This window comes from Pantoea sp. Ft-CA_14 (assembly GCF_024520875.1).
GTDB classification, from domain to species: domain Bacteria; phylum Pseudomonadota; class Gammaproteobacteria; order Enterobacterales; family Enterobacteriaceae; genus Pantoea; species Pantoea agglomerans.
On record NZ_JALNPM010000012.1, the window covers coordinates 57,099 to 70,909 of the forward strand.

General features: G+C 55.0%; 11 protein-coding genes. 4 read left to right on the forward strand and 7 right to left on the reverse strand.

What is annotated here, in order from left to right; translation table 11 throughout:
• Window positions 1-348 precede the first annotated feature (348 nt).
• Window positions 349-1,782 (reverse strand): methyl-accepting chemotaxis protein, encoded by a 1,434-nt coding sequence (locus NR195_RS17140; RefSeq protein ID WP_256844751.1) that lies wholly within the window; start codon window positions 1,780-1,782, stop codon window positions 349-351.
• 346 nt (window positions 1,783-2,128) lie between these two features.
• Here NR195_RS17140 and NR195_RS17145 point away from each other — a divergent pair, with 346 nt between their 5' ends.
• The gene (locus NR195_RS17145) at window positions 2,129-3,910 is read left to right on the forward strand and encodes a GGDEF and EAL domain-containing protein (protein ID WP_029519685.1); all 1,782 of its coding nucleotides are present in this window, start codon (window positions 2,129-2,131) and stop codon (window positions 3,908-3,910) included.
• Between the two features lie 24 nt (window positions 3,911-3,934).
• Here the strand turns inward: NR195_RS17145 and NR195_RS17150 are convergent, their stop codons facing one another.
• Window positions 3,935-5,518 (reverse strand): diguanylate cyclase, encoded by a 1,584-nt coding sequence (locus NR195_RS17150; RefSeq protein ID WP_201500463.1) that lies wholly within the window; start codon window positions 5,516-5,518, stop codon window positions 3,935-3,937.
• A 397-nt stretch (window positions 5,519-5,915) separates the two neighbouring features.
• A complete protein-coding gene (locus NR195_RS17155; RefSeq protein ID WP_010256913.1) occupies window positions 5,916-6,089 on the reverse strand; it encodes a hypothetical protein in 174 nt (57 codons plus the stop codon).
• A 518-nt stretch (window positions 6,090-6,607) separates the two neighbouring features.
• On the opposite strand from NR195_RS17155, the gene NR195_RS17160 reads away from it, so the two are divergent.
• Window positions 6,608-7,519, forward strand: a complete 912-nt coding sequence (locus NR195_RS17160; protein ID WP_154210802.1) for a GNAT family N-acetyltransferase — start codon at window positions 6,608-6,610, stop codon at window positions 7,517-7,519.
• 1 nt (window position 7,520) lies between these two features.
• On the opposite strand, the gene NR195_RS17165 is transcribed toward NR195_RS17160, so the two are convergent.
• Entirely contained in the window at window positions 7,521-7,766 is a 246-nt protein-coding gene (locus NR195_RS17165; RefSeq protein WP_010256916.1) for a hypothetical protein, read from the reverse strand.
• Window positions 7,767-8,147: 381 nt separating this feature from the next.
• Between NR195_RS17165 and NR195_RS17170 the strand changes: the two genes are divergently transcribed.
• Together NR195_RS17170 and NR195_RS17175 are read left to right on the forward strand one after the other, a co-directional pair.
• On the forward strand, window positions 8,148-8,693 hold the full coding sequence (locus NR195_RS17170; RefSeq protein ID WP_033774049.1) for a chorismate mutase: 546 nt from the start codon (window positions 8,148-8,150) through the stop codon (window positions 8,691-8,693).
• 22 nt (window positions 8,694-8,715) lie between these two features.
• Entirely contained in the window at window positions 8,716-9,906 is a 1,191-nt protein-coding gene (locus tag NR195_RS17175; protein ID WP_256844752.1) for a cytochrome P450, read from the forward strand.
• A 25-nt stretch (window positions 9,907-9,931) separates the two neighbouring features.
• Here NR195_RS17175 and NR195_RS17180 read toward each other — a convergent pair whose 3' ends face one another.
• Genes NR195_RS17180 through NR195_RS17190 form a run of 3 tightly spaced genes read right to left on the reverse strand, consistent with a single transcriptional unit; the run spans window position 9,932 to window position 13,745 of the window.
• Entirely contained in the window at window positions 9,932-10,936 is a 1,005-nt protein-coding gene (locus NR195_RS17180) for a substrate-binding domain-containing protein (RefSeq protein WP_256844753.1), read from the reverse strand.
• Between the two features lie 29 nt (window positions 10,937-10,965).
• Window positions 10,966-12,375, reverse strand: coding sequence for a sucrose-6-phosphate hydrolase (locus tag NR195_RS17185; RefSeq protein ID WP_256844754.1), 1,410 nt, complete (start codon window positions 12,373-12,375; stop codon window positions 10,966-10,968).
• Window positions 12,375-13,745 (reverse strand): sucrose-specific PTS transporter subunit IIBC, encoded by a 1,371-nt coding sequence (locus NR195_RS17190; protein WP_010256928.1) that lies wholly within the window; start codon window positions 13,743-13,745, stop codon window positions 12,375-12,377. The genes NR195_RS17185 and NR195_RS17190 overlap by 1 nt, the downstream gene beginning before the upstream one ends.
• Between the last annotated feature and the right edge of the window lie 66 nt (window positions 13,746-13,811).

Sequence of the window (13,811 nt, forward strand, 5' to 3'; positions counted from 1 at the left end):
ATACGGTGCCCCGGCGAGATGGCCGGGCGGAAGTACACGCCTGCGGCCAAAACATAAATTTGAGTTAAGTTTTAACAGCCCGGCGTTTTACACTTATCAGGAAAGCGTAACGCACCAGTAAAAACAGAGAAAATAACCTGAATTATATTTAAATCGCTGCCCGGATAATTTTTGCACCGCTGAGAATAGTAATTGCCATTCTGAATGGTGGCGTTGATCGAATGATGATCAACGTCAATCACAGTCACAAAAAATGACCGTTTCATCCCTCTTTTAAAAAGAGTGAATATTAATCGTTATTCCGTGCCGGACAGACATTATCTACAGTTCAGAAAATATACGTTCAGGCTATGCCCGCGCAAACGTTGCCCAGCCGCCTTTTTCAGCAGGCATGACGCGTTTAGGCTCTACGGCAAGAGGGCGATGCGGCAGGGTAAAGCGCGTAATCACGCTGCCCAGCTTTTCAGTCTGTCCACTGAGACTGCCTGCCGTCGCCGAAACCTGCTGAACCAGCGTCGCATTCTGCTGCGTTACGCGGTCAAGTTCTGCAACGGCGACCGTGACCTGGGCAATCCCTTTGCTCTGTTCATCCGAAGCCAGCGCAATCTGTCCGATCAGTTCATTCACGCCGCCGACGCCGCGCAGCACGGCCTCCATGGTGGTTCCTGCGCTCTCAGCCGCCCGCCGGCCATCGTCAACGCGTGCCACGGTATCGGCAATCAGCTCTTCGATCTCTTTAGAGGCAGCAGCACTTCGCTGTGCCAGTGAGCGTACCTCACTGGCGACTACCGCGAAGCCGCGGCCCTGTTCACCCGCACGGGCGGCTTCTACAGCGGCGTTTAACGCCAGAATGTTGGTCTGAAACGCAATACCATTAATAGTGGTGGTGAACTGCCGGATTTTTTCTGATCCCTGAGCGATGCTGGTGATGGCTGCCGATACCAACTGAACCAGTTCCACGCCCTGCTGAGTCGTATCCGTGGTGCTGGCAGCCAGTTCACGTGCCTCACGGGCATTCTCTGCATTGTGACGCACGGTGACGGTAATCTCCTCCATACTGGCTGCGGTCTGCTCCAGCGCAGCAGCCTGAGTGGATGTCCGGTCGGAGAGATCGGCGTTACCCGCTGCGATGTCCCCCGCTTCACGATGAAGAATGGCTGCGTTGTCTCGGATAGCGCTGACCGTCTGCAACAGACTGTGCTGCATCTGTTTGACCAGCGGCACCAGTTGCCCGACACAGTTGCGCCCCAGATCTTCCGGCTCGCGCGTCAGATCGCCATCGGCAATAATTTTTAAATGACCGCGAATTTTACCTACCGGACGCACCAGATGGACGACCAGATAGCGGTCGCAAAACAGCAGCAACGCCACTGCCGCCAGCAGTGCTGCCAGCAAAACGCCCTCAAGCCGATGCCGGTCAGCCTTCAGGGGTGCCTGATTCCGGGCCAGCTGCTGCGTCACCTTGTCCAGCTGCGCACGGGCAACCTTTGCGTATTCTGAGGGGGTTGTCGTAAGTGCCGCGCGGACGTTATCCCAGTCAGCATCGGCCGGGGTTGAGGCGACGAGCGCGTTTTTATCGGCTGGCGTACCGCTCTGCATGACGATAGCGCTGTGCGCCAGAAAGCTCAGCTGCTGCGTCAGAACGGCTGAACGATCGGTTTGACGAAAGATATCGCGCACGACCTGGCTGCTGTAGCCACCGGCCAGCACGACGATGCCCAGTGAGACGATCATCATCCACAGCACAACGCGGCGGATAGTGAAATGCCTGAGTGAATTCATGAGGTTTCCCCGATGTTGTCATTGGTGTAGTTAAAATTAAACAAAAATAAATTATGTCATCTACTTTAGTGCATTATTATATAGTGCACTATGTTTATACTCTGTATACTGGCAGGATATTTAAGAAATTAAAAGTTTTTAACGACAAAATAATAGAATCGTGATTACTAAAATATTTCGTTAAAGAAAAGTGATTTGCTATTCTGACCAGCAATGCCGTGCAGTGTGATAAAAAATAAATGGTCATGACTCTTTCTTTTTGCAGAATTTGCCTGTAGTCATGACATCATACCCTTCAATTTTTCTGTTTAATTTCGCGCCGTAATCAGCCGGTGCGGAGGAATCCATGCTTATGAGTCTCAGCGACGGCGACGATTGCCGTACGCGAACCCTGCACGCGCTGCGCAGTAACGACGAAAGTCGTGACGATGTGTTGCGACAGTTCGTCCGACTGGCCAGCCAGGCACTCGGTATACCCGGCAGCTTTATCTCCGTACTGGATGATGAGATGCAGCATGTTAAGGCTGCGCAAAATTTCACACTCACTCAATCCTCCCGGCAGGACTCGCTCTGCCGGCATGCAGTGGACAGTGACAGCACCGTGGTAGTACCCGATACGTTGCTGGATACCCGCTTTGCTGAGCATCCGCTCATTGTTGGCGCGCCTTTTATCCGCTTTTATGCCGGCGTACCGCTTAAAAGCAGCACAGGTCTGATACTGGGTACGCTGTGCGTGACTGACACCGCGCCTCATCCCTTTAATGCGGATCAGGTCGCCATGCTGAAGATGCTGGCGGCACTGGTGATGTCATTTCTTGAGGCCTGGTACTCGGCTGGCTTTGCCGACCCGGTAACCGGTCTGCCCAACCGCCAGCGTCTGATTCGCGACCTGCAGTTTCTTGCCGCCTCCGGTGACACCACGCCACGGCGGCTGGTGCTGATTGACTGTATCGATATGCCGCGCGCCTACGAGCTTGCGCGCTCAATGGGCATGGGACCGGTTGAAAGCCTGTTGAAAGATGTGGCGACACTGCTGCCGCTGCGCCTGAGGCCTGCGCCAGGAGAGATGCTCTACACCGTAGCCACCGGGCGCTTTGCCCTGCTGACACGTCAGGAGAGCAGACTCACTGCCAACTGGGTGGCAAACAAGCTGGCCGGGATCAGCGCGGATCTCGGCGATGGGCTGTCGGTTGCACTGATGACCCACACCGGTGAGGCGAGTTTCAATACCGGGGAGATGCCTGCCCAGGAGATCCTGCGGCGTGCGGTCAGCGCGCTGCACGAGGCCATCACACGCGACGTCGCCTCGATGCCTTTCAGCGAGGCCACTGATACGCGCCATACGCAGGACTTCACCCTGATGCATGACCTGGCCATCGCGATACGCCAGGATAAGGGGTTATGGCTGGCGTATCAGCCTAAAATCTGTCTGCACAGCGGCAAGCCAATTGGCCTTGAGGCCCTGATCCGCTGGCAGCATCCGCAGCGCGGCGAACTGTCTCCTGCACAGTTTTTACCCTTTGCCGTGCAAACCGAGCTGCTCAGCGAACTGACCACCTGGGTGACAGAGCACGCCATCGCCCGGCTCTCCCGGCTGCGCAACAGCTATATTCAGCTGCCCATCACCATTAACGTCAGCAGCAGCGATTTTTCACGTGACGGTTTTGCCGACGAGCTGGAAGAGCAGATGATCAGAGCGAAGCTCCCGGTTTCGCTGCTGGGCATTGAGTGTCTGGAGACGGAACGGATTCTGGAGAGCGCGACCGCAATGCGGGGGCTTGAGATGCTGAAACTTCGTGGATTCGGTATTTCACTGGATGACTTTGGTACCGGCTACAGCAACATCAGTTATCTGCGGCGCATTCCGCTGGATGTGATCAAGCTGGACCGTTCACTGATCAGCGAAATTTCATCTGACACCGCATCGCGCGTCATCGCCCGCAGTATTATTGCGATGCTTAAAGATCTCGATTATATGGTGCTGGCTGAGGGCGTGGAGAATGCGGAAACCGTTACGGCGCTGACCGAGTTCGGCTGCGACCAGGCGCAGGGCTTTTTCTACTCCAGGCCGCTGCCGGAAGCGGCACTGGATGAGTGGCTCGGCTGGCGATTACGCAGTAAGTGCTGAGCCTGTCCCACCCACCCCGGAATCTTACCCGGCCGACCCAGACACGCTGGACCCCTCAGCTCCGGCAATGATGACGTTATTACGTCCGGCGGCTTTTGCTTCGTAAAGCGCTTCATCGGCACGCCGCAGCAGAGAGTCGCGATCGCTATCCTGATCGCTCCGTGAAGCCACCCCGGCTGATATCGTCATCGTTCCGGCAAACGGGAAGGTGGTGGCGCTGACGGTCTCACGGATGCGTTCCGCGGTGCGGACGGCATCAGCCAGCGTGGTATGCGGCAGCAGCAGAATAAACTCCTCGCCACCAAACCGGCTGACGATATCGCCGGTGCGACAGGCCTGACGCAGCAACGCTGCCAGGCTCACCAGAACCGCATCGCCCGCGTCATGCCCGTACCAGTCGTTTATCTTCTTAAAATGGTCAATATCAATGGCGATGGCACACTGTTCATGCTCACTGTCTGACTGCGCCGCCAGCGCCGAAAATCCGCGTCGGTTGCAGAGCCCGGTCAGCGGATCGGTCATCGCTTCATCGTTTAGCGCGGCAAGATGACCCGCAACGGCGTGCCGATGCGCCTGCACGGCTTCTTTGAGCCGATCAGCCTCGTAATACCAGGTTTTGACCGTGGCGAGAGATTCCGCCTGGGCTTCGCTGCCGCCATCGCGCACTCTGTCCGCCAGCTTTTCCAGTGGAGAGGCGATCCGACCGGCCATAAAGGCAATAATGGCCGCTGTTACGGCAATAATGCCCAGAACGAACCAGACGGCGCTTTCTGCCGTGCGCATCAGAATATGCCTGACCGTTTCAGAGGTGCCGGTAATAAAAACGTTCCAGCCGGTTTTATGCAGTGTGCCATAGCCGGTCAGATAGTGCTGTCCCTCACTCTCCAGCGTGAAATGCCCGCTTTCTGTCGTGGCGAGCCGTTTCTGCAGTGCCAGACTCAGCAGCATCTTTGTTCCGACGCGCGCCGCGTCATGACTGAAAATAATCAGCCCTTCATTGCTGACCACGCTGACCGTTGAACCATTGGAATAGAAATGCTGGCTCAGGATTTCGCTCAGCATGCTCTGTTTCTTGAGATAAATAGTCCCGCCAATGTAGCCCAGATAGCGGCCATCTTCGCTGAACAGAGGTTGTGATAAAAACACCACATAGTTACCGGCCGCAGAGGTAAAAGGAGCAGAGATAAAAGGCTTCTGGGTCGCTATGGCCTGCAGGCTGGCCGCCGAATGCAGCTTCACGCCAATAAGATTCAGACTATCGGGTGAGGTTGCTGCAATAATGGCATCATGATTTACCACCACCACCGAGTTGAAAAAGCCCGACTGCATTCGCAGGCGATCGCTCTCTCCTTCCAGTCGTTTAATATCACTAAGCCCCTTGATCTGCGACGCACTCCAGGCCAGTTCACGTTGCGCTGTCGCCAGGTAACGATCGGTGGTATCAGCCAGCTTGCGGGCATAGGCAATGTTCCCTTCAAGCAGACTGTCTTCGATGTTGGCCTTCTGAAAGAGCAGCAGCGCACTCAGCAGCAGACCGGAGGTCAGAATGACGCCCCCGATGGAAAGCAAAGTCAGCAGCGAGCGAAGGCGCATTTTTTCATGGGGCATTGCAGTCGGGATCCGGATTAAGTGTCATCTGAGTGTAACAGTAGACGTTTCACGTCAAGGGCCGAACAGAAGATGATTTACACAGGATCACGGCGCATTGCCGGCGCAGCACACAACCGTCCAGCCCTGCATAAAGGATTGTTTAGCGTTTCGATAGCCCTGATAAGCAACAGCAGAAAATGATTAAGCGGTAATAATGATACTGAGCAGGCCGGTATCTGTGCAGATGACGCATTATTATTACTGTTGACCGTGATAACAACGCCATATGGTCGCTGAAAATAACGGGGCAGGCTCTGCCCCGTTTATCATTACGTTAAAAATATGCGTAGAACAGTTAAATAAAACCTGCATCAATAATAAGTAATTGTGCATCAGCCTTATCTTTTAAGCGAATTTAACGCCAGAACGATTTAATATAAGAGCGGCTGCTGAGCCTTTTAATAAAATGATGCGGACAGGTATAGCGGCGCCCTTCCCACTCCAGATTAAACCACTGAAATTCATCATTTTTAATTTTTTCCAGCAGGGTCATTGCCTGCATCGGCGTCTGAAAAGCATAAGCTTTCATCACGCCCTCCTGGGTGCATAAATCAATATGAACCATGTAACCCCCGGGTGTTAAAAAGATCGGACATTTTATAATTATTGAAAAGCCTCTTTATCATAATCCATTTATCGGCTGCCGATTATCTGATTCCGTATTATTTACGTAAAAATTTCGCATCTATTTCCCATTTAAATTTTTGGGCAACCCTGCCTTATTTCATCAATTAATTTGACCATGTATACGAAATCCAGCCAGACCCGAATAGATCGTAACCCATGTTTAATGCAGCTCAGAGGGTGGCGACGATAAGCGATCACAGAAGATGACGTATACCTGCTCACATTGTCAGCATTGCACCGTCTGGCAGGTCCAGAGCCGTCATGCAGAGGGGATGTAATGGTGCTGGCTGAGAGGTTGAGATGGTCATAAACAGAGCACATCGTTTACACTCTCATCAGCCTCATCTGCAATCCGGCAAAGGTACAGATGTATCGTGGAGAGAGGCAGGAGATCACTGACGGCGGGCAATAAGGAATCTTATGCTGGATTATATGGTGTCGCTCTACCGTACTGTTCCTGTCTCATCTGAACGTCTCAGCGACTGGCTTGCCAGCTGGCTGGCGCAGCAGCAGACACGATGCCACGATCACCATTTTTCTGCCGCCTTTCCATGGCGTGAAACCGGTCTGCCCCAGCACGCCTTTTTGCAGCGAGAACTGACGATAAACGGCCAGCGTTATCTCACCGGGCCGCGCTATCTGGGTGGCGATCCTGCACAGCCCTTTATTGAGGTTGTTGCGCGTGACGGCATCATCGATTACAGGGTCGCTAGCGCCATTATGCAGGCATGGCAGCCGCTGAAACCTCTGAAGCTGCGCATCCTGTTGCCTGCGACTTATCCTGACATCGGTATAACCGATCAACTGCTTTTCCTCAGCGACCTGGCTTCACTCTCTGTTCCTGTCGACGAAGATATTTCACTGGTGACAGCCCGCCGGAAGGATTATCCCGCCTGTATCACGGCGATTAACCGCGCCTATCGTGCCAGCTGGCACACGCTGCCGCATCTGCGCGATCAGCTACTGGCAACCAGCAGGCAGGAATTACGGGAGGATATCGCCGCGGGACATGTGTTTCTGATTATCTGGCAGGGCATAGTGGCAGGGCTGATGATTTGTGTCCCCCGGCGACTGACCTTTATTGAGGGGTTTCAGATTATGGATGAGGTGATTATGCCCGCTTATCAGGGCCGTGGACTCGCCGCGCGCGCTCAGCAGCGTTTGCTGCAGCAGCTTCATCATCATTATGGTGAGAAGGCACTGCTGACCGGTACCATTCTGCCCGGTAATACCCCTTCACTGCGCAGCGCGCAAAATGCCGGGCGACGCTGCGTGCTGAAATATCAGTTTTTTACCCCTGCCGATTTACGTGCGGGCCGACGGGCAATTTAAATCACCATAAAGCCAGCTCAATCAACTTATCCTGCACACTGTAAACGCGCTGCTTAAGGCTCAGGCTCTCGTCTGCGCTGATCCATTTTGCAGCAAACGCACCATTAATTTTTTCCAGTGCGATTTTGGTGCTGCTTTTCAGACCTTCGTGCCAGTTCGCGTCTGAACGTTTTGCCGCCTGTTTTTCCAGGCTCTCAACTAACGCCGCGACACTTTTACCACCGGTAGTAGCTTCGGATACAGACATACCTACCTCGTTTTGCTGCTAAAAAACGGCCACACTCGCGGAACATATTATACCTGAACCCTGATCGGCATGGCGCTTTCCTGTGCGCACTACCCGGCATGCCTCGTAAAATCATTCTGGCATCACAGAGATGACGTAAATGGCGCAACGCCATCTGCATCAGGAGGAATCCATTCAGACGTCATATCCAATCAACCCGCCAGCATTGCAAATTAATGTGAAGTTTTAATGACCATAAAGATAAAAAATAACTTTAAAATTAATGACCTGTTCTCATTTTACTGACCCGCCTTGTGATTCACATTTTGAAAACAAAATAATCACATTTAGTTATTTTTTCATGCCTAAATTAGTGCCAGTTTTCATTTATGGGGCAGGCAAATGACTCACTTTATGGCAATTTTTTTCTCTTCAATGTTTATGTGCAGTAACGTTTTCGCAGGTACAGTCTCATCCGTCTCTCTTGGGGCGCTTTCTACCTCGCTCAACGAACGGATGCAGGTGATGAAAGCGGTGGCGGGTTATAAAGCACTGCATCATTTACCTATTGAGGATCTGCCTCGGGAGCAGGTGGTGCTGGATCATATGCTGCAAAACGCACAACAGGCCGGGCTTGAACCCCACTCCGTGGAGCCGTTTGTTCACGCTTTGATGAACGCCAGCAAGGCGATCCAGTATCGCTATCGGGCTGACTGGCTCTCATCACCAGACAGCGCTGTTCCTGTCAGGGATCTGACCGAGACCAGACAGCAGATACAACAGCTGGATACCCAGCTCCTGACGGCGATCAGCCAGCGCCTGATGACTGGCGCCTTCTCGCAGGAGGACAAAGAATTTCTGATGTCACACCTCACGGCACCTCACCTCAGTGAAAGTGATAAAAACAGCCTGTTCGCTTCCCTCTCCCGCATTCAGCGCCAGCACTAATCCTCTATCAGCGGAGAACGCTATGCAGCTTCATGAACTCATGGACCCCGACTACTCTGACAATCCCTTTCCCCTTTATCGAAAACTGCATCAGCAGGGACCGCTTATCCCTGCCGGAGATAAGATCATCATCAGCGGCAGTCACGCGGTGGTGGACGCCCTGCTGAACGACCGGCGGGTCGGTAAAAATTATATGGAAAGTGTCAGAGTAAGATTTGGTGATGATGCAGCCGGACTGCCGCTGTTTCAGGGTATCAGCAGAATGTTTCTGGTGCTGAACCCACCCGATCATAACCGGTTAAGAGGACTGGTTATGAAGGCGTTCCGCGGCCGGGAGATTAAATCCCTCCGGGAGATGGCGTTGACGATAGCCAATGAACTGGTTGATGAACTGGAAGGGCGTCGTGCCTGCGATCTGGCTCAGGCATTCGCTTTTCCGCTACCGGTGCGCATTATCTGCCGGATGCTGGATGTCTCAGAATCTGATGCACCAGAACTGGGTCGCCTTACCTCTGCGCTGGTCAGGGTTTTCGATCCTCAAATCAGTCAGCCAGATTTGCTGAAAGCCGCTGAAGCTTTTGCTGTGCTGGAAAATTACTTCAGTGCCGTGATCGTCTCCCGTCGTGACAGCACCGCCAGCGACCTGGTGTCACTTTTTCTGCGCAGCGACAGTGACGGCGACCGGCTGGATCACGATGAGATCATCGCCAATGTGATACTGCTGTTTCTTGCCGGTCATGAAACTACGTCAAACATGCTGTGCAACACCATTCTGGCCCTGCATGCTCATCCGCAGGAACTTGCGAGCCTGAAGGAGAATCATGCGCTGATACCCGATGCCATAGAGGAATGTCTGCGCTACGACAGTTCGGTCCAGATGCTTTACCGCACGACTCTGGAAGAGATTGAGCTGGCAGGAGAGCTCATCCCGCCCGGAACCCGCTTCTTCCTTAGCCTTGGTGCAGCCAATCACGACCCGCTGGTATTTACCTCTCCGGAACGGCTGAATATCCGGCGGCATGAGGGGCGCTGTCTGGCATTCGGTGGCGGTATACATCACTGTATGGGCTACCGGCTGGCACTGGCAGAAATGGAGGTGGCGCTGGAAGTATTACTGACGCGATTGCCAGAGATGCGGCCCGTGGCCGCTGGCGTTCGCCGCAACCACAGAGCTAATCTGCGCGGCGTCAGCGCCCTGCCGGTCGAATGGTAAAGCACTGCCCTGAAGCGCCCGGCAGTTAACCGCGCAGCCGCAGCGTGGCGGGCAGGATAAGCTGACTGTCAGCGGGATCCTCACCAGCGATCATCATGGTCAGCATAGAAAAGCAGGCCTGCGCCAGTGCCGGGACATTCTGCTCAACCGTGTCGATCGGAACGGAGAGTGAATCATAGAGATAGTGATCGTCGAAACTGGCAATGCGGATGTCGCTGGTCAGCAGGTTATGCTCGCTCATGTAGCGCAGTACTCCCTCCAGCAGACCGCAGGCGGCGGTGAACATCGCTTTAGGTGGGCGTCCCAGCCGGCGACAGAGCGCGGCAAACATCTCATAGCCACTGCCGGGATGATAGTTACCCTGAATTATCCACTCCGGCCGCAGCGTCACACCCGCCCGCATCAGTCCCTCTTTGAATCCCGTCAGACGATCCTGGGTCGGGGAGAGGTCAGACTGTCCGCCAAGAAAATAGATCTCCTCCGGACAGGTGCGCGCCAGCTTTTCGACCAGCTCAGCGGTGGGCGTCACAGAGTCGGTGATGACCCAGGGCAGCCTGGTATTGTTCATGTGGCGGTCAAACAGCAGCACCGGCAGCTGTTCGCTGAGGCTGACATAGTCGCTGTCGCTCAGCATACTGGAGGCGACAATCAGCCCGTCGACCTGACGCGCCACCAGGTTATTGACCACGGCCATCTCCTGACCAGCATTTTCATCGGTGCAGGAGATCAACAGTTGCAGACCGGCCGCGCGACAGAGATTTTCCAGCGCATGGGAAAAGGCCGCAAAGCCGTGGTTGGTGATTTCCGGCACCACCAGCCCCAGCGTATGACTGCGGGCGTCATGCAGCATACGGGCGTGTATGCTGGGCTGATAATGGTGTTCCCGGGCCAGTGTCAGAACCCGCTCACGCGTCTCCTTCGCCACCCGTAACTCTTCGCCACGGCCGTTGAGCACCAGGCTGGCAGTGGCTTTAGAAACCCCAGCCAGTCCGGCGATGTCACTGATGGTAACGCGTTTTGTTTTTCTCACGGCAAGGCATCGGTTAGTGAAACAAGGACTTATTCTACCATGCAGCGACGTAACGACCAGTAGCGGGCCTGCAGTTCTGCGCGACCGCGCAGGATTAGCATCGCCGGGTGGTCCGGAAAATAACGGCTGCTCATCACCCCTTCCCCGTCGTTGATAAAGATCTCAACGCTGGAGTGGTCACACAGGATCTGCAACCGGCGCGCAGCCCCTGTCCAGTAACGATAGGTCCATTGACCCGATACCAGGCTGCGACGGGCAAGCCGCAATTCATTCTGCTGCCACGTCAGGATTAGCGTATCGGCGAAATTGAGTTCTATATCGCCCAGGCTCTCCAGCTCAACCTCCAGCCGCTGCGCGGCGATCGGCGGCGCGTCATCGGCGCGGCCCTGATAATGCAGCTCCCTCTCCCGCAGCGCCTGCAGTTCTGCAATCGGCTGCTGACAGAGCCGGCCGTTGCGGGAGCTCAGCTCGCGCAGACAGGTCATCTGATGGATCCAGTGATGCGCCACGGTTGGCTGGGCCATCTCTTCACCGTCTGGCGTTCCCATCCAGCCCACCAGCAGACGCCGGCCGTCAGCGGTCAGCGTGGTTTGTGGTGCATAGAATTCAAACCCGGCATCCATTTCGTTCAGCGGGCCATGCAGGTAGGCAGCCTGCTGATAATCCAGCGAGCCATTGAGCCAGGCGCAGGCGTGACTGTTCAGGTAGCGTTTCTCTTCAGGCATAACACCCTGCGGACAGCAGATCAGATAGGTGCTGTCGCCGAGCGTGAACATATCCGGGCATTCCCACATGTAGCCAGCGGCGTCCAGCCCGCCCAGTTTGCTGCCCGCAATCTCGCCGAGGTTCTGCCACTCGCGCAGATTATCAGAACGCAAAAGCAGTACCCTGCCCTGCAGCTGGGTATTCTGGGCGGCCAGCACCATGTACCAGTGATCTTCATGACGCCACACTTTGGGATCGCGAACGTGGCCGGTGTAACCCTCCGGCACGGCGATAACCGGACCGAGTTTGTCAAAACCGCCCGCGCTGTTCTGCTGCGCCAGACACTGCCACGCGGTGCGCGAACCATCATCAAACTTCACATTACCGGTGTAGATCAGCGTCAGTACACCGTTATCCTCTACCGCACTGCCCGAGTAACAACCGCCGCGGTCATACTCCTCGTCCGGCATCAGGGCGATGGGCTGATGCTGCCAGTGCAGCAGATCGGCTGAGCGCCAGTGTCCCCAGCATTTTTGCTGATGCGCGCACTCCAGGGCGTTCCACTGATAGAAGAGATGATATTCACCGTCGAAATGGATAAAGCCATTGGGATCGTTTAGCAGGCCGGTTACCGGTGCCAGATGCCAGCCAGGGTAGTGGCTGTCGCTGAGCGCCTTTGGCATACCCTGCATCACCGCCTGCAGAATGGCGGCAAGACGTGTTGATGAGGCCATTATTCAGAATCCGTTTTGTATTTAAGCAGGTAAGAGATCACAAACGCAGTGGTAAACGCGATTGCGATGCCGATGACATAGTTGAGCAGAGAGCCCGCCTGGACAATCGCCATGCCCGGCAAACCGGTCAGCCCGACCGCAGTCATATAAACATGGACCGACACCACCCAGGCACCACCCAGCGCACCACCCACCAGACCCGCTATAAAGGGTTTCATAAAGCGCAGGTTAATACCAAAGATAGCCGCCTCGGTAATCCCCAGCAGCGCGGAAAACGCTGAAGGCAGCGAAATCGCTTTGATCTTCGCATCGCGGGTTTTAAACCATACGGCCAGACAGGCACCGCCCTGAGCCACGTTCGCCATCGCCCAGATAGGCAGCAGGAAGTTCACGCCGATGGAAGGATTGCCCAGCAGTCCGGCTTCGATAGCGTGAAAGCTGTGATGGACGCCGGTAATCACAATCACCGAATAGAGTCCACCAAACACCAGTCCTGCCAGCCAGCCGGCGTGCGCAATCAGCGTACTGAGAATAAAGGAGATGCCATCACCAAGCATACGACCCGCCGGACCGATAATCAGCAGCGCAATAAAGCCGGAGATAATTACCGTCAGGAACGGGGTCAGGATCAGATCCAGCGCATCCGGGATAACCCGGCGCAGCTGCTTTTCCAGCATGCTCATAAACCAGACCGCCAGCAGCACCGGGAACACCGTGCCCTGATAGCCAATCATCGCCACTTCAATGCCGAAGAAGTTCATGGTGTGGAAACCGGCGGCGACGCCCCAGGCGTTGGTCAGCGCCGGATGAGTGAGAATGCCGCCCAGCGTCGCACCAAGAAACGGGTTACCACCAAACTCGCGGGCAGCCGTAAAGCCAATCAGGATCGGCAGGATAATAAAGGCCGCCGAGCTGCACATATCCAGCATGATGTAGAGCGCATTTTCCGGATTGACCCAGCCGTAAGTTTTGACCATCCCCAGCAGGCCCATCAGCAGACCTGATGCCACAATCGCCGGAATGATCGGCACAAAGATGTTCGACAACAGGCGAGCGATGCGCTGGAAAGGGTTGAGCTTACGTGCGGCTATATCAGCGGCCTCAGATTTGCTCGATTCACTGATGCCCGCCTCGGCGATAAAGGCAGCGTAGACCTTGTTCACCACGCCGGTGCCGAAGATAACCTGAAGCTGGCCCGCATTGCGGAAGCAGCCTTTAACGCCCTCAATCCGGCCAATCGCGGTGGTATCCGCTTTTTCATCATCGGCCAGCACCAGCCGCAGCCGGGTGGCACAGTGAGCAGCGCTGGCGATGTTCTCTTTACCACCCAGCAGGGGCAGCAATGCCCGCGATATTTTTACATAGTCCATACACACCTCAATCTTGTTAGGTTTTTATCCATCCTGATCTCTGGCCCCGGCATCCGGGGCCGCCCG